The 16,834-nt window shown below is 63.7% G+C and carries 12 protein-coding genes and 1 pseudogene; 12 read left to right on the forward strand and 1 reads right to left on the reverse strand.

Annotation, left to right across the window (positions count from 1 at the left end):
* The first annotated feature begins 10 nt into the window (after nucleotides 1–10).
* The 9 genes from yidC to QAT43_RS02545 all read left to right on the forward strand — a co-directional run bounded on the left by yidC (nucleotide 11) and on the right by QAT43_RS02545 (nucleotide 10,820).
* Nucleotides 11–1,609, forward strand: a complete 1,599-nt coding sequence (gene yidC / locus QAT43_RS02505) for a membrane protein insertase YidC (RefSeq protein ID WP_305041456.1) — start codon at nucleotides 11–13, stop codon at nucleotides 1,607–1,609.
* Nucleotide 1,610: 1 nt separating this feature from the next.
* Entirely contained in the window at nucleotides 1,611–2,984 is a 1,374-nt protein-coding gene (mnmE, locus tag QAT43_RS02510) for a tRNA uridine-5-carboxymethylaminomethyl(34) synthesis GTPase MnmE (protein ID WP_305041457.1), read from the forward strand.
* Nucleotides 2,985–3,098: 114 nt separating this feature from the next.
* Complete coding sequence (gene mnmG, locus QAT43_RS02515) at nucleotides 3,099–4,961, forward strand: tRNA uridine-5-carboxymethylaminomethyl(34) synthesis enzyme MnmG (RefSeq protein WP_305041458.1); 1,863 nt, start codon at nucleotides 3,099–3,101, stop codon at nucleotides 4,959–4,961.
* Between the two features lies 1 nt (nucleotide 4,962).
* On the forward strand, nucleotides 4,963–5,610 hold the full coding sequence (gene rsmG / locus QAT43_RS02520; RefSeq protein ID WP_305041459.1) for a 16S rRNA (guanine(527)-N(7))-methyltransferase RsmG: 648 nt from the start codon (nucleotides 4,963–4,965) through the stop codon (nucleotides 5,608–5,610).
* A 93-nt stretch (nucleotides 5,611–5,703) separates the two neighbouring features.
* The gene (locus QAT43_RS02525; RefSeq protein ID WP_305041460.1) at nucleotides 5,704–6,468 is read left to right on the forward strand and encodes a ParA family protein; all 765 of its coding nucleotides are present in this window, start codon (nucleotides 5,704–5,706) and stop codon (nucleotides 6,466–6,468) included.
* 1 nt (nucleotide 6,469) lies between these two features.
* A complete protein-coding gene (locus QAT43_RS02530; RefSeq protein ID WP_305041461.1) occupies nucleotides 6,470–7,330 on the forward strand; it encodes a ParB/RepB/Spo0J family partition protein in 861 nt (286 codons plus the stop codon).
* Between the two features lie 41 nt (nucleotides 7,331–7,371).
* Nucleotides 7,372–7,791, forward strand: coding sequence for a bactofilin family protein (locus tag QAT43_RS02535; RefSeq protein ID WP_305041462.1), 420 nt, complete (start codon nucleotides 7,372–7,374; stop codon nucleotides 7,789–7,791).
* A gap of 284 nt (nucleotides 7,792–8,075) precedes the next feature.
* The gene (locus tag QAT43_RS02540) at nucleotides 8,076–9,380 is read left to right on the forward strand and encodes a pyridoxal phosphate-dependent aminotransferase (RefSeq protein ID WP_305041463.1); all 1,305 of its coding nucleotides are present in this window, start codon (nucleotides 8,076–8,078) and stop codon (nucleotides 9,378–9,380) included.
* 57 nt (nucleotides 9,381–9,437) lie between these two features.
* On the forward strand, nucleotides 9,438–10,820 hold the full coding sequence (locus QAT43_RS02545) for a glutamate--cysteine ligase (RefSeq protein WP_305041464.1): 1,383 nt from the start codon (nucleotides 9,438–9,440) through the stop codon (nucleotides 10,818–10,820).
* A 248-nt stretch (nucleotides 10,821–11,068) separates the two neighbouring features.
* Here the strand turns inward: QAT43_RS02545 and QAT43_RS02550 are convergent, their stop codons facing one another.
* Entirely contained in the window at nucleotides 11,069–11,509 is a 441-nt protein-coding gene (locus QAT43_RS02550) for a gamma-glutamylcyclotransferase family protein (protein ID WP_305041465.1), read from the reverse strand.
* 141 nt (nucleotides 11,510–11,650) lie between these two features.
* On the opposite strand from QAT43_RS02550, the gene tkt reads away from it, so the two are divergent.
* From tkt to QAT43_RS02565, 3 genes and pseudogenes are all read left to right on the forward strand, one after another.
* Nucleotides 11,651–13,648 carry a transketolase gene (gene tkt, locus QAT43_RS02555; protein WP_305041466.1) on the forward strand — a complete coding sequence of 666 codons (1,998 nt, stop codon included), beginning with the start codon at nucleotides 11,651–11,653 and terminating at the stop codon, nucleotides 13,646–13,648.
* 54 nt (nucleotides 13,649–13,702) lie between these two features.
* Complete coding sequence (gene betT / locus QAT43_RS02560) at nucleotides 13,703–15,682, forward strand: choline BCCT transporter BetT (protein ID WP_305041467.1); 1,980 nt, start codon at nucleotides 13,703–13,705, stop codon at nucleotides 15,680–15,682.
* A 315-nt stretch (nucleotides 15,683–15,997) separates the two neighbouring features.
* Nucleotides 15,998–16,834 (forward strand): annotated as a pseudogene (locus QAT43_RS02565) (porin); the annotation flags it as partial.

Genomic DNA, 16,834 nt, shown 5'->3' on the forward strand with positions numbered 1-16,834 from the left:
TGGAGTTGGTATGGAAAATAAAAATACGCTGATCGCCATTGTTCTCATGCTGTTGGTCTGGGTTGGCTTTACCATTTTCTTTCCACCGCAGGCCCCGCCCCCCCAGGTCGCCGAGCAAGCGCCGCCCGCGGTCGCGGAGAGCCGCCCGGCGCCCGAAGTGGTGGCGGCGGTCGAGGAGGCACGCGATTTTTCAATGCCTCTCCTGGGTGCCGGCAGCATTCTGGAGGTCCAGACCCAGACCTATCGCCTGGAAATTGACGAGCGCAGCGCTTCCATACGGCGTATAGAATTGTTGCAGTATGGCGATACCATGGCTGCCGAGTCCGCCGGGTTCGTTCTCGTCGATACTCGTGATCGTGGGCTGGGCACCTTGCAGCTGGGCGGCACGGACGGTTTGAGCGGGGCCGGTCAACCCGTTTACGCTCTGGTCGATCCGCCCCAGGGGACCCTGAGCCTTGGACCCGGAGAAACGCGGGAATTGACCTTTCGCGGTGAAATCGCCCCCGGCGTCCTGATCGAAAAGGTCTTGGCGCTCAGCGCGGATTCCTATCAGATTCCCGTCGGCGTGCGTCTCATGAACCGCAGCGGCGGCCCCTTGTCGGGCAACCTCAGCCTGACCCTGGTGCAGCCATGGGATAAGGCCATGGCCGGCACCATGTATGAATTCGTCGGGCCGAGCACCTTTGCCGGCGGGAAGAAACGCAACGAAAAGGTCGATGATCTCGGCAAGCAAGCTGCTTTGTATACCGACGAAATTATCTGGACGGGTTTCGAGAAGAAATACTTTTTCAACGCCCTGGTACCTCTTGAGGGGAGCGCCGAGCGCGCGCGGGTCGAACTCGTCGACAGCCTGGTCACCAATAGCCTGATCAGCCCCTATCGCACGCTGCAAAGTGGTGAGACGGCGGAATTTCAATTCTTCGCCTTTTTTGGCCCCAAGGACTTCGATTTGTTGCAGGGGCTGGGCTACCAGCTCAGCGAAGCGGTGGATTTTGGCTTTTTCGGGTTTCTCGCCCGTCCCTTGCTGCATGTTCTGAAATTTTTCTACAGCTTTTTGCATAACTATGGACTGGCCATCATTCTGCTGACGGTCATCATCAAGATTCTTTTCTGGCCCCTGACCCAGAAGAGCTTCACGTCCATGAAGGAGATGCAGAAACTTCAACCCCAGATGCAGAAGCTGCGGGAAAAATATAAAAACGACAAGCAGCGCATGAATCTGGAACTGATGAATCTCTACAAGGAGCATCGCGTCAATCCCCTCGGCGGCTGCCTGCCCATGCTGGTGCAGATCCCGGTGTTTTTCGCGCTGTACAAGGTTTTGCTGGTGTCCATCGAATTGCGCCATGCGCCTTTCTTCCTATGGATTACCGACCTGTCCGCCAAGGATCCCTACTACATTACCCCGGTGATCATGGGCGCTTCCATGTTCGTTCAGCAGAAAATGACGCCGAGCAACCTGGATCCGGTGCAGGCCAAGATTTTTCTCGCCATGCCCCTCATCTTCACCGTCATGTTCCTCAATTTTCCCTCGGGCCTCGTGCTTTACTGGTTGGTCAACAATCTGCTGACCATCGGGCAGCAGGCCCTGATCCACCGGAAGTCCTGAGGTGGATTACGCCGATCGGGCAACCATTGCCGGTCCCGCCACGGTCTTCGGCCAGGGCGGGATCGGCATCATCCGGGTTTCCGGCGAAGGTGCCCTGCCCCTGTTGCGGCGGATTTTCCAAACCCAGCGCCCCACCTCGGCGTTCACCAGTCATCGGCTTTATTATGGCCGCATTGTCGATGAGAGCGGTGATGCGGTCGATGAGGCCATGGCCGTGTACATGCGCGCGCCCTACACCTACACCCGCGAAGACGTGGTGGAATTGCACTGCCATGGCGGAGCCGTCGTCGGTCGCCGGGTTCTCGATTTGCTAATGGCCCAGGGCGCGCGTCTCGCCCTGCCGGGGGAATTCACCCTGCGCGCCTTTCTCAACGGACGCATCGATCTCAGCCAGGCTGAAGGCGTCATGGAGGTGATTGGCGCCCAATCGCTGTTGGGGCAAAAAATCGCCCTGCGCCACCTCCAGGGCCGGTTGCGCGACACCTGCACGGCGCTGCGGGAGCGGTTATGCGATGCCCTGGCCCTGGTGGAAGCCTGGATTGATTTCCCCGAGGAAGATCTCGACCCCGCAACCCAGGAGGCCATCGGCGGCCTGATCATTCAAGTCCATGCGCAACTTCAAGGACTGATCGACAGCTTTCGCACCGGGCGGGTCCTGCGCGAGGGCGTCGGCGTGCTGATTCTCGGGCGGCCCAATGTCGGCAAGAGTTCCCTGCTCAATGCGCTGCTCGGCAGTTCGCGCGCCATCGTCACCGAATTGCCCGGGACCACCCGGGATACCATTGAGGAACAACTTGATTTGGCGGGGCTGCGGGTGCGGCTCATCGATACCGCCGGGCTGCGGCAGAGCGCCGATCTGGTCGAGCAGGAAGGCGTTCGCCGCAGCCGCGATAAAATCGCCGAGGCTGATTTGATCCTACTGGTAATTGACGGGCACCAAGGAGCCGTCGCCGAGGATCTCGCCGTGCTCGAGGCCTGTGGCGACAAACCGGTGCTGCTGGTCATCAACAAGCAGGATCTCGGCGCGCGCGCTCTCCCCGAGGCGTTTTCCGGCCTGTCCCGGATTTATCTTTCCGCGCGCACCGGAGAAGGCATGCCCCTACTGCGGGACGGCATTCGCCAGGTCTTTCTCGCGCGGGAGCCGCAAGCCGACCAGGAATCCCTGGTCGTCACCGAAGCGCGTCATCATGATTGTTTTACCCGTTGCCTGGACGCCCTGCACCGCGCCCTCGGGACCCTTCAAAAGAAAGAGTCCCTGGAATTTTTAGCCTTCGAGTTGCACGCCGCTCTGGATATCCTCGGCGAAATCACCGGCGAAACCGCGCCCGAGGACATTATTCAGCGAATTTTTTCCAAATTCTGCATCGGCAAGTAGAGCGTCCGCTTCCCTCCATGCAGGGCCACGGCGCGCGCAGTCCCGGTGCGAACCATTATGTTTCACGTGGAACAAAAGATTTAACTCTTGAGTTTTACAAGGGAAATAACGGGTATGGCGACATTTCCGGCTAAGTCCTATGAGGTCATCGTCGTCGGGGCTGGTCATGCGGGCTGCGAGGCGGCCTTGGCCGCCGCGCGCATGGGCTGCGCGACCCTGCTTCTGACCATGAACCTCGACACGGTGGGTTTGATGTCGTGCAATCCCGCCATCGGCGGCCTGGCCAAGGGGCACCTGGTCAAGGAGATCGACGCCTTGGGCGGCGAGATGGGGCGCAACATCGATGCCACCGGCATTCAGTTTCGCACCCTCAACACCAAGAAGGGGCCGGCGGTGCGCGCCTCGCGCGCCCAAGCCGACCGCCAGTTGTACCGCCAGCGCCTCAAATTGCTCATCGAGGATCAGCCGCGCCTGGATCTCAAGCAGGGCACGGTGCAATCCCTGCTCCTCGCCGGGGAGCGGGTCGAGGGCGTGGTCACCCGGGAAGGCCTGACTTTCCGGGCGCGCGCCCTGATCCTGACCACGGGCACCTTTCTCAAGGGCCTGGTGCATGTCGGTCTCACCAGTTTTCCCTCGGGTCGTGCCGGAGAGCCGCCGGCGGAGGGCATCAGCGATCAGCTGCGCGCCCTGGGCATGCGGGTCGGGCGCCTCAAGACCGGCACGCCGTCGCGCCTGGATGCCCATACCATCGATTTCTCCCGCTTGGAGGAGCAGCCGGGTGATTCGCCGCCCCGCCCGTTTTCCTTCCTGACCCCGGCCATCACCAGGCCGCAGGTGCCCTGCCACATCACCTACACCAACGAGCGCACCCATGAGGTGATCCGCTCCGGGCTGCATCGCTCACCCCTGTACACGGGCAAGATATCCGGCGTGGGGGCGCGCTACTGCCCCTCGGTGGAAGACAAGGTCATGCGTTTTCCCGAAAAGGATCGCCATCAGGTATTCCTTGAGCCCGAGGGCCTGCAAACCCGCGAAATCTATCCCAACGGCGTGTCGAGTTCCCTGCCGCCCGATGTCCAGCTCGCTTTCCTGCGCACCATCGCGGGCCTGGAGCGGGTCGAGATCATGCGCCCCGGCTACGCCATCGAATACGATTATTTTCCCCCCACCCAGCTGCGTCCGACCCTGGAGACCCGCGACCTTGCCGGGCTCTATCACGCGGGTCAGATCAACGGCACCTCGGGTTACGAGGAAGCCGCCGCCCAGGGCCTGGTGGCCGGCATCAACGCGGCGCTGGCCTGCCAGGGTCGCGAACCCCTGATGCTCACCCGCGACAATTCCTACATCGGCGTGCTCATCGACGACCTGGTGACCCTGGGCACCGAGGAACCCTATCGCATGTTCACCTCGCGCTCGGAATACCGCCTGCTGCTTCGCGAGGACAATGCCGACCTGCGCCTGACTCCCCTGGGACGCGGGGTGGGCCTGGTCGATGAGGAACGCTGGCGCGTCTTCAACCTCAAGCAGGAACGGATCGAGGGCGGCCGTGAACTGCTGCGCCAGGGGCGGCTGCTGCCGGGTGATTCCGCGATGTTGGAGGACTTGGGCCTGAGGGGGCTGAGCGAGGCACGCAGTTGGGAGGATCTGCTGCGCCGCCCGGAAATCGCCCTGGCGGATCTGGCGCGCCACGTGGCGGAGCTGCGCGCCCTCGATCCGGCGGTGGCCGAACAGATTGAAATTCAGGTGAAATACGCCGGCTACATCGCCCGTCAGCAGGAGATGGTGGAGCGTTTTCGGCGCACCGAGGCGGTGCGCATTCCCGAGGATCTGGACTACACGGCGATTCCCGGGCTCACCGCGGAGGTGCGCGAGAAACTCCAGCGGGTGCGGCCTCACACCCTGGGGCAGGCGGCGCGCATTTCGGGGGTGACCCCGGCCGCCGTGGCGATTCTCTCCGTAGCCTTGCGGAGACGCTGAGATGAGCGAGCTCGACCAGCTGCGCTTTTGCCTGCGCGCCCTGGGCCTGGTGCTGCCCGCCGACGGCGAGGCGCGCTTGCTCGCTTTTCAGCAGGAATTGCTGGCCTGGAACCGCAAATTCAACCTAACCGCCATTCGCGATCCGCTCGAGAGCGTGGAGAAGCATCTGGTGGATTCCCTCACGCCCTTGCCCCTGCTTGTTCCCGGTGAGCGCCTGCTGGATCTCGGCTCGGGGGCCGGTCTGCCGGCCCTGCCCCTGAAGATCGCCCGCCCCGAGATGCCGGTGGTGTCCCTCGATTCCCAGGAAAAAAAGATCCTTTTTCAGCGCCATGTGGCGCGCAAGCTGGGCCTGCGCGACTTTACCGCGGTCTGCGCGCGCATCGAGGACTTCGCCGCGCGAAGCGCCGAGCAGGGCGCCTATTCCCTGGTGATCGCCCGCGCCCTGGCCTCCCTGGAGCAGCTTCTGGCCTGGGCCGCGCCCCTGGTGGCGGAGAATGGACGCTTCATCGCCATGAAGGCCCAGGAGGAGGATGGCGATCCGGCCCTGTTGGCGGAACAGGCCGGTTTTCGCCTGCTGGCGGAAGAAGCCTTGTGTCTGCCGGTGAGTGGCGCGCAGCGGCGTCTCCAGGTGTTCGGTCGCGCCCGCTGAAGGGCCGCGGAGCGGGATTTTTCTGTTTCCCGTGACCTTGCCGGCTGTGCTAGAATCGGGCTTTCGATTTTTCCGCGAGGAGTCTCCATCGACATGGCCAAGATCATCGCAATCGCCAACCAGAAGGGGGGCGTGGGCAAGACCACCACGGCGGTCAACCTCGCCGCGTCCCTCGCGGCGGCGGAAAAGCGCACGCTGCTGGTGGATATGGACCCTCAGGCCAACGCCTGCACTGGCTTGGGCATCGACAAGACCAAGCTCAAGCACACCGTCTACCATGCCTTGCTCGGCGAGGCCGACGCCCGTTCCATTCTCGTCGGCACCGATCTCGATCTGCTGCGCGTGCTGCCGTCCAATACCGACCTCATCGGCGCCGAAATCGAGCTGGTTACCGCCCTGGCGCGGGAAGTCAAGCTCAAGAGCGCCCTGGATCCCCTGCGCAACGAGTTCGACTTCATCGTCATCGACTGCCCGCCGTCCCTCGGGCTGCTCACCGTCAACGCCCTGACCGCCGCCGATTCGGTGCTGGTGCCCCTGCAATGTGAGTTCTATGCCATGGAGGGGCTCTCCCAGTTGATGACCACCATCCGCATCATCAAGACCCAGCTCAATCCGCGCCTGGAAATTCACGGCATTCTGCTGACCATGTTCGACGGCCGCAACAATCTCTCCCACCAGGTTTCCGAGGAAATCCGCCAGCACTTCGACGGCAAGGTCTTTCACACAGTCATTCCGCGCAACGTGCGTCTGTCCGAGGCCCCCAGCCACGGCGTGCCGGTGCTGCTCTACGACGTGAATTCCAAAGGCACCGCGGCCTATCTCGATCTGGCGCGGGAAATCATCGGCATGGGAGGCTGAGATGGCCAAGCGACCCGCCCTCGGCCGGGGCATGGGCGCGCTGCTCGGCAGCGTCGCCGAGCCCGCCGAACGCTCCAGATATTTTCTCTGCCCCGTCGAGGAGCTGCGCCCCCATGCCGGTCAGCCGCGCAAAAGCTTCGACGACGCCAAGATGGAGGAACTGGTCGCCTCCATCCGTGAGAAGGGCATCATCCAGCCGCTGGTGGTGCGCCGCGAAGGCGAGCACTACCAGATCATCGCCGGCGAACGGCGCTGGCGGGCGGCGCGCAAGGCGGGCCTGCGCGACGTGCCGGTGGTGATTCAGGATGTTTCCGAGGACTGGGCGCTGGAAATGGCGCTTATCGAAAACATCCAGCGCGAGGATCTCAATCCCATCGAGGAGGCGGAAGCCTACCGCAACCTGGTGAGCAATTTCGATCTCACCCAGGAGGAAGTGGCGCGGCGGGTCGGCAAGGAGCGCTCCTCGGTAACCAATGCCCTGCGCCTGCTCAAGCTGCCGGACGCGGTGCGTCAGGATCTGCGCGACAACCGCCTGAGCATGGGGCACGCCCGGGCCCTCCTCGGGCTGGATAACGCCGAGGACATTCTCGAGGCGAGCGGCGAACTCCAGCGCAAGCAACTCTCGGTGCGCGAGACCGAGGCCCTGGTCAAGCGCATCAAGAACTTCGGCAGCCCGCGCCGCCAGCGCCCCGCCAAGGCCGAGCCCAGCGCGCAGCTGCTGCGCTTCGCCGAGGAGCTCCAGCAGTCCCTCGGCGCCGAGGTGCGCATCGCGCCACGCGGCAAGAAGGGCGGGCGCATCGAAATTTCCTACACCTCGGCCGCCGAGCTGGAGCGATTGCTCGGGCGCCTGGGAGGTTCCTGAAATCACGCGAGGCCCTTGGGCCCAAGAGCATGAGGACCGCTATGTTTGGTAAAAAGCCCGCCAAGGCGGCGACCCCCCTGGAAAAAAGCGATATCAAGGCCTTTCTCGGCCCCGGCAGTCAGTTCGAGGGCAACATGGCCTTCACCGAGATCGTGCGCCTCGACGGGCTGTTTCGCGGCGAGATCCACAGCCAGGATACCCTGATTGTCGGCCAAAGCGGGGAACTGCAGGCGGAAATCAAGGTCGGCACCCTGATCCTGAGCGGCAAGCTCAAGGGCAACGTGACGGCGGACATCCGCGTCGAGTTGCGCGCGCCGGCCGAAGTCGAGGGCAATATCGCCACGCCGGTGCTGACGGTGGAGGAAGGGGTGGTGTTCAACGGCAGCCTGCAAATGCGCCAGCCGGCGCCCCAGAGCCCGGCGAAGGGCGGCGGCAACGGGGCCAGGAAGAGCGGCGACTAAGCCGTTGACATCCGCGCGGCCGCTGTGGTATTGACTTCCATCCGGCTCGGGCCGAGAAAACCCAGCAATAAAGGCAATCCTCCATGATCCATGCATCCGTGCGAGCTAGCAGCGCGGCCGCCGCGGCGACCGCAGCCCTTATTCAGGCAGATCGCTGTCGCATGGCGTAGTGTTCCGTTTTCCCGCGTGAAACCCAAAGGCCATGGGCAGCTTGCTCGTGGCTTTTTTGCTTTCCAGGACCCTGGCAGCCAGAGCCGATTCTGGCCAGAACACGGAGAATTCTCATGCGCAACAACATCGTGCACATCGGAGCGGGCGAGCTGACCTACGAAATCCGGGCCATCGTCGCCATCGCCGAAAAGCTCAACAAACTGGGCATCAAGACCAACATGGAAAACATCGGCGATCCCATCGCCAAGGGCGAGAAGATCCCGGTGTGGATGAAAAAAATCGTCGCCGATCTGGCCATGAAGGATTGTTCCTACGGCTACTGCGCCACCAAGGGCCTGTTGGAAACCCGCGAATTTATTGCAAATGTGACCAATTCTCGCGGCAAGACCCAGATCACCGCCGAGGACATCATCTTCTTCAACGGCCTGGGCGACGCCATCCAGAAAGTCTACGGCTTTTTGCGCCGCGAGGCGCGGGTCATCGGCCCCTCCCCCACCTACTCCACCCATTCCTCGGGCGAGGCGGCCCATGCCGGCCAGCGTCCCGTCACCTACCGCCTCGACCCGGACAACAACTGGTATCCCGATCTGGATGATCTGCGCCTCTCGGTCAAGTACAATCCGGCCATCAGCGGCATTCTCATCATCAATCCGGACAACCCCACCGGCGCGGTGTACCCCGAGCGCATCCTGCGCGAGATCGTCGCCATCGCCAAGGAATACGACCTGTTCATCATCTGCGACGAGATCTACCACAACCTGGTCTACAACGGCGAATCGACCAAGCCCATTTCCGATCTCATCGGTGAGGTGCCGGCCATCGCCATGAAGGGCATCAGCAAGGAGGTGCCCTGGCCGGGCGCGCGTTGCGGCTGGATCGAAGTCTACAACGCCGACCGCGATCCCATGTTCAAGCGCTACATCCAGAGCATCCTCGATTCGAAAATGGTCGAGGTCTGCTCCACCACCCTGCCGCAGAAGGCGATTCCGCCCATCCTCAGCCACCCCGAGTACCCCAAGTTCCTCGAGGAGCGCAAGGCGCGCTACGAGCGGCATTCCAACATCGCCTACGATATTCTCAAGGAAGTGCCGGGCATCCGTGTCAACCGCACCAACGGTGCCTTTTACATGAGCGTGGCGTTCAAGCCGGACCAGCTGACCGAGCGCCAGAGCCTGCCCATCGCCAACCCCGAGGTCCGGGAGTTGGTGGAGGGGCTGGTCAACCAGCCGGGGGTGTCCCTGGACAAGCGTTTCGTCTATTACCTGCTGGCCTCCACCGGCATCTGCGTGGTGCCCCTCTCCTCCTTCTGCACCCCGGAGATGGGCTTTCGCATCACCCTGCTGGAGCTCAACGAAAAGGAATTCACCAGCATTTTCAAAACCATCGCCGAAAAGATCATGGAGTACCTCAATTCCTGAGTCGCGGACGATAAACGGAGCCCTTGCCCTTTCCCACGCCGGTGATAAGGTTTGCCCATGACGACCCTGGCGAAGGACGGACTGGATGCGGAAATTCGCGACCCGCGCGATCTGATCGCCTACCTGGCGGCGGGGGCCCGCGCGCCCGAGCACTGGGCGATCGGCGCGGAGGCGGAAAAGCTGGTGATCGACACGGAAACCGGCGAGGCGGCGCCCTTCGCGCGCATCGAGGAGCTCTTGCTGCGCGTGGAACGGCAGGGCGGCTGGCGCGCCGTCCGCGAGGAGGGTCGGCTCATCGCCTTGCAGGGGCCGCGCTCGTCCATCACCCTGGAACCGGGGGGGCAACTGGAACTCTCCGGGGAGCTTTGCCCGCACCTGCATTGCTCCCACGGCGATCTGGAGCGTCATCTGCAAACCGTCACGGGCGAGGCGGCTTCCCTGGGCCTGGCGTTTCTCGGCCTGGGCACCCAACCCTTCACGCCCCTGGGCGAAATCGGCTGGGTGCCCAAGGAGCGCTACGGCATCATGGGCCCCTACATGCTGCGCACGGGCGATCTCGGCCAGGCGATGATGAAGCAGACCGCGGGTCTTCAGGTCAATGTGGATTTCAGCGATGAAGCCGATTGGCTGGCCAAGTTGCGGGTTGGTCTGTTGCTGGCCCCGGTGTTCTATGCCCTGTTCGCCAACTCACCGCTCCTCGAGGGACGCCCCAGCGGTTTTCTTTCGACGCGCGGCGAAATCTGGTCGCGCACCGACCCGGAACGCACCGGTCTGCTGCCGTCCTTGTTCGCCGCGGACGCGGGCTATGCGAGCTATGTCGATTACGCCCTCGACGTGCCCATGTACTTTATCCGCCGCGCCGGGCGCTACCTTGACCTGACGGCGCATCCCCTGCCTTTTCGCCGCTACCTGCGCGAGGGCTGGCAGGGGCAGCGCGCCACCCTCGGCGACTGGGATCTGCATCTGTCCACCATTTTCACCGAGGTGCGCCTGCGTCCGCAGATCGAGCTGCGCTCGGCGGACAGCCTGCCGCCGCGCCACACCCTGGCGGTGGCGGCCCTGGCCAAGGGACTGCTTTACGATCAGGGCAGTCTGGAGGACGCAGCGGCGCTGCTCCATCGCGAGGTTTTTCAGGAGCTGCCCCGGGTGTTCGCCGACTCCTGGCGCCTGGGGCTGCAAACCCCGACTCGGGGCCGCAGCCTGCGCGAACTCAGCCTCGATCTGCTGGCCCTGGCGCGCGACGGCTTGCGTCGCCAGCGGGTGGCCGACAGCCGGGGTCTCGACGAAACCCTGTATCTGGAGGGGATCGACGATCTGGCGCAGAGCGGCGAGACCCTGGCGCAGCGGCTGCTGGCCCACTGGCAAGGCACCAGGCGCGATAAAGTGCGCGTGCTGCTCGCGCACTGCGGTTTCGCCGGGAACCTGAATTCAGGCGCGTGACATCGGCTGTGCAAACGCACAGGTCGCGGAAGCGCTTTCGCGGCGAAGATTTTACGGAATGCACGGTGGCGCCCGGCCAGGGAATCCCTTAGGCTAACACCATCGACGGCTCGTTGTGGCAGGCGAGCCGGCGAAAAAAAACTCCCTCTTTTGTTGTACACTCCCTCTGGCAAGACACTCAGGGCCGATGACCGGGACTTACCTCCTCCCGCATCGGCCCTGAGTCTTTTCCCCCTCTGGCTTTACCGTTAATCCGCCGTGGCGAAGGATTTCAGAAAGTTCTGATAGTCCTCGGACAATTTGTGGGTCTGGGCGCCGCGAATCAGTTGCTCGAGATAGGCGCGGCTGGGCTTGAGCCCGCTTTTGAACTTGGCGGCGCGATAGACCACGCACTCCAGTTCGCCCTTGGAGGTCTGCACGTTCATGAGCTGGCGGCGGTAGTGGCCCTTGTCCACCCCCTCGTAAACCTCAAGATTCGCCAGGCTCGCCTCGGGAACCTCGTAAACCACCCCTTCCACCTGACTGCCGCGATGGTCCTGGACATCGGCGCGGCCCGTGCCGTCCTCGCCGGGCTTGTGGAACACCAGGCGCAGGTCGCGGATTTTCCCGGTGCAGACCCGGGAGAAGCTGACGCCGCGCTGGGACAGGTTGTCGGGATCCAGATTGTGACCGTAGGCAAAGTACAGCATCGAGACACTCCTTCCCTGATGTGATGAGAAACTCACGACTTTCCTAGTTTACCAATCACCGTGGCAATGTCAGCCGATGGCCTTGAAAACCTGCCTGAACCCTGTTTGAATCAGGAATAAGCCCGCCGACAAGGAGAAACCATGACCAAGGAGCCCCTCGATCCCGCCAACGCCCGCCTGACCATCGATTGCCTGCGTTTTCTCGCCGCCGACGCGGTGGAGCAGGCCCGATCGGGACATCCCGGCACCCCCATGGAGGCGGCGCCCATGGCTTACCTGCTCTACCGCCGCCATCTGCGCCACAATCCCGCCGATCCGCACTGGCCGGGGCGCGATCGCTTCGTGCTGTCCTGCGGGCATGCCTCCATGCTGCTCTACGGGGCGCTGCATCTCAGCGGCTATGCCCTGAGCCTGGAGGATCTGCGCAATTTTCGCCAGTTGGGCAGTCCCGCCGCCGGCCATCCCGAGTACGGCCATGCGCCGGGGGTGGAAACCACCACCGGGCCCCTCGGCCAGGGCGTGGCGGTGAGCGTCGGCCTGGCCCTGGGCGCGCGCTTTCTCGCCGAGCAGGCCTCCGCCGACCTGTTCAACTACCGCGTTTACTGTCTGTGCTCCGACGGCGATCTCATGGAAGGGGTGGCCGGCGAGGCCGCGTCCCTGGCCGGTCATCTGGGCCTGGGCAACCTCATCCTCATCTATCTCGACAACCGCATCACCATCGAGGGCGAGACCCGTCTGGCCTTCAGCGAGCAGGTGGCGGCGCGCTTTCTCGCCTACGACTGGCAGGTGCAGCAGGTCGAGGGCGAGAATTTGGCGGAAATCGAGGCGGCCCTCAACGCCGCCAAGGCCGACCCCCGCCCCTCCCTGATCATCGCGCGCACGCACATCGCGCCCGGCGCCCCGACCAAGCAGGACAGCGCCGAGGCCCACGGCGCGCCCCTCGGCGCCGAGGAACTGGCGGCCACCAAGCGCGCCTACGGCTGGGATCCGCAGCTGAGGTTCCACGTGCCCGAGGCGGTGCGGGCGCACATGGCGGCCTGCCGCGAGCGCGGCGCGCGCCTGCAGGCCGACTGGGAGGAGCGCCTGGCGCAGGCCGAGGCGCAGCCCTCCCCCACCCTGCGGGCCTGGCTGTGGGGGCGTGCGGGCGAGCTGCCCGACGGCTGCGGCGATAATCTGCCGCGCTTTGTTCCCTCCGATGGCCCCCTGGCCACCCGCCAGGCAAGCGGCATCGTCCTCAATGCCCTGGCGGCGCGCCTGCCCTTGCTGTTGGGCGGCTCGGCGGATCTGGCGCCCTCCACCAACACCCTGCTCAAGGGCGAGGACTCCTTTTCGCGCGAGAGCAGCGGCCGCAATCTGCATTTCGGGGTGCGCGAGCACGCCATGGGCGCCATCCTCAACGGCCTGAGCCACACCCCCGGCCTGATCGCCTATGGCGCCACCTTTCTCATCTTCTCCGATTACCTGCGCCCGCCACTGCGCCTGGCGGCCATGATGGGCCTGGCGCCGATTTATGTGTTCACCCACGATTCCATCGCCCTGGGCGAGGACGGTCCCACCCACCAGCCGGTGGAGCAGCTCGCCGGGCTGCGCGCGGTACCCAACCTGCGCGTCATCCGCCCCTGCGACGCCAACGAAACCGCCGAGGCCTGGCGGCTTGCCGTGGAACACCGTACCGGGCCCAGCGCCCTGATCCTCAGCCGCCAGGGCCTGCCGGTCCTCGACCGGGAGCGCTTAGCGCCGGCCGAGGGCGTGCGGCGCGGTGGTTACGTGCTGGCCGAGGAAGAGGGGCAATTGCGCGCCCTGCTCATCGCCACGGGCGCCGAGGTGCATGTGGCCCTGGCGGCGCGTGAGCTGCTCCAGAAGGAGGGCATCGGCACGCGCGTGGTGAGCCTGCCCTGCTGGGAGTTGTTCGAAGAACAGGACGTCGCCTATCGGTCGGCGGTGCTGCCGCCCGCCTGCGCGGCGCGGGTGGCGGTGGAGGCGGCATCGCCCTTCGGCTGGGAGCGCTGGGTGGGCGAGGGCGGCGCCGTCGTCGCCATGCGCAGCTATGGCGCCAGTGCGCCGGGCGCCGTGCTGATGAAGCATTTCGGCTTTACCGCCGAGGCGCTGGCAAACAAGTTGAGAGAGTTGTTGGGGTGATCACCGAGGCGGCTGCAGGGTGCAGGGCCATCGGCAACCGAGAAGGAGAGACGCGTGACGGAACAAAAACAGGGCAAACCGCGCATCCAGATCAACCCCCCGGTGTTTTTCATCTCGGGGGTGCTGACCCTGGTGTTCGTGATATTCACCATGGTCGCGCCCGAGGCCGCCGGGGCTCTGTTCGGGCGCATCCAGGCGTGGATCACCCATTCGGCGGGTTGGTTCTACGTGCTGGCGGTGGCGGGCTTCCTGGTCTTCGTGGTGTTGCTGGCGGCGTCGGACTACGGTCGCATCAAGCTGGGCCCGGACCACAGTATCCCTGATTACAGCTACGCCTCCTGGTTTGCCATGCTGTTTTCCGCCGGCATGGGCATCGGCCTGATGTTTTTCGGCGTCGCCGAGCCGATCATGCATTACGCCAATCCTCCCGTCGGCGACGCCGCCACGGTGAATGCCGCCCGCGAGGCGATGAAGATCACCTTTTTTCATTGGGGGATTCATGCCTGGGCGATCTATGCCGTGGTGGCCCTGTCCCTGGCCTATTTCGCCTTTCGCCATGATCTGCCCCTGACCATCCGGTCCTCCCTCTATCCCCTGATCGGCGAGCGCATCCACGGCCCCATCGGGCACACGGTGGATATTTTCGCGGTGCTCGGCACCATTTTCGGCGTGGCCACCTCGCTAGGCTTCGGCGTCATTCAGGTGAACTCCGGTCTGAACTATCTGTTTGGCCTGCCCACCACGCTGCTGGTGCAAGTGCTGCTGATCGCGGTGATTACCGCCGTGGCGACGCTCTCCGTCGGCCTGGGGCTGGATACGGGCATTCGGCGCATTTCCGAGCTCAACATGGTGCTGGCGGTCGTGTTGGCTGCCTTTGTGCTGATCGCCGGCCCGACCGTTTTCCTGCTGCAGACCCTGGTGCAGAATACCGGGATGTATCTGTCGAGCCTCTTCAGCATGACCTTCAACCTCTACGCCTATGAGCCGAGCGGCTGGATCGGCGGGTGGACCTTGTTTTACTGGGGCTGGTGGATCGCCTGGTCGCCCTTTGTCGGCATGTTCATCGCGCGCGTGTCGCGGGGGCGCACCATCCGCGAGTTCGTCATCGGCGTGCTGCTGGTGCCGGTGGGATTTACTTTCATGTGGATGACCTTTTTCGGCGATACCGCCATCCACATGGTGATGATCCAGGGCCTCGCCCAGTTGGCCGACGCGGTGGCGGCGGATACCTCGGTGGCGCTCTTTCAGTTCTTCGAACACCTGCCCTTCTCCAGTGTAACCTCTCTGCTCGCCACCCTGCTGGTCATCACCTTTTTCGTCACCTCCTCCGACTCGGGCTCCCTGGTGGTGGACATGCTGACCTCCGGCGGCAAGGAGGAATCACCCACCTGGCAGCGCATCTTCTGGGCCGTCATCGAAGGTATCGTCGCCGCGGCGTTGCTGTTGGCCGGCGGTTTGGGTGCCTTGCAGACGGCGACCATCGCCAGCGCCCTGCCCTTCACGGTGGTGATGATTCTCATGTGCTGGGGGTTGCTGCGCGCGCTGCGCATCGAGGCGGTCAAGCGCCTGAGCCTGCGCGAAGCGCGGGTGGCGCCGCGCGGGCCCCATGCGGCGATGGCCTGGCAGCGCCGGGTGCGATTTCTGATCCACCAGCCCAAGCGGCGCGAAGTGTTGCGCTACCTTGAGGACGTGGTCAAGCCGGCCCTGGCGGAGGTTGCCGCGGAACTGCAACAGCAGAGCCTCGACGCGCGTCTCGCCGAGGACGAGGACGACCAGGTATGGCTGGAAGTGCGCCACGGAGAGGAAATCGACTTTTTCTACGCGGTGCATCCGCGCCCTTATGAACCGCCGTCCTTCGTGTTGCGCGACACCCGCGCGGATCGCGCCGCCGCCCTGAAATACTTTCGCGCCGAGGTGCATCTGCGCGAGGGCGGCCAGGATTACGACATCATGGGGTGGAGTAAAAATGATGTGATCAACGATGTGCTCGACCAATATGAGCGGCACATGCATTTCTTGCACAGCATGCGGTGAAAAAGCCTGCCCTATACAAAAAATTAATGCCTATGGGTTGACAAGATGAAAAGGATGATCTAGGGTCTTGAGACTTCACACTGAGAGTTGCTTATCTCTATTGTAGATTTATTGATTCATCAATGGTTATGACGGGTTTTTGGCGGCATGATCAATCGCTTGATTTAGCTAAATCCTAGAACCCTTCCGCTTAAATAATCATCGGCAATCCTCAATTCAAGTCCCAGCAGGAAGGGTGTTGCGCGCCGGGAGCGGTATCGTTCCCGCCCCGGTGCTTTGTGTTTCTGCATCAAACCTTCAAGGAGGCTCAGACGCATGAGAAAATGGTTCGGAATTCTGGCTGTCTTCATGCTGGCGGCGACGCCGGCTTTTGCCGCTGATGACGAGCGCGTACGCCGGCTCGAAGAGCGTATCGAACAACTCGAAGCACAACTTGGCGCCACGCCCCAAGCCCTGGCGGAAGAGCCGGCGAGCCCGGAGAAAGCGAGCGGCATCCGCATCGGCGGTGCGGCCCGCGTCCAGTACAGCTACACCGATTGGGACGCCGGCAGCCGCGAGCGCGGGGGCGACTTTAATTTCGACACCTTTCGCCTGAATCTTGACGGCGCGATCAAGGACATGCTGTTGTCCGCCGAGTACCGCTTCTATCCTTCCGATGACTGGCACGCGCCCCATCATGCCTGGATCGGTTATGATTTCAGCGACAACCTGCAGGGGCAGATCGGCATCCATCAGGTGCCCTTCGGTTTGTTGCCCTACGCCAGCCACAATTTCTGGTTCAGCGGGGCCTATTACGTGGGGCTGGAAGACGACTACGACATGGGCGTCAAGTTTCTCTACGAAACCGGCCCCTGGGATCTCGCCCTGGCCTTCTACAAGAACGAGGAACTGGGCAATGCCGGCAATGCCGGGCGCTACTCGGTGGATGTGATCAGCAACGCCGACGGCGGCTTCGCCGGCGCGCAAGATGCCGGCAACCGCGAGACCAACCAGCTCAATCTGCGCCTCGCCCACACGCTTGATCACGGCTCCTTGGGCACCACCGAGCTGGGCGGCAGCGGCCAGTGGGGCCAGCTCTACAACACCAACACCGGCGACACGGGCGATCACTGGGCCGGCGCATTGCACTTGAACGGCAACTACGGCCGCTGG

The sequence above is a fragment of the Geoalkalibacter sp. genome, from assembly GCF_030604225.1.
In the GTDB taxonomy this organism is placed as follows: domain Bacteria; phylum Desulfobacterota; class Desulfuromonadia; order Desulfuromonadales; family Geoalkalibacteraceae; genus Geoalkalibacter.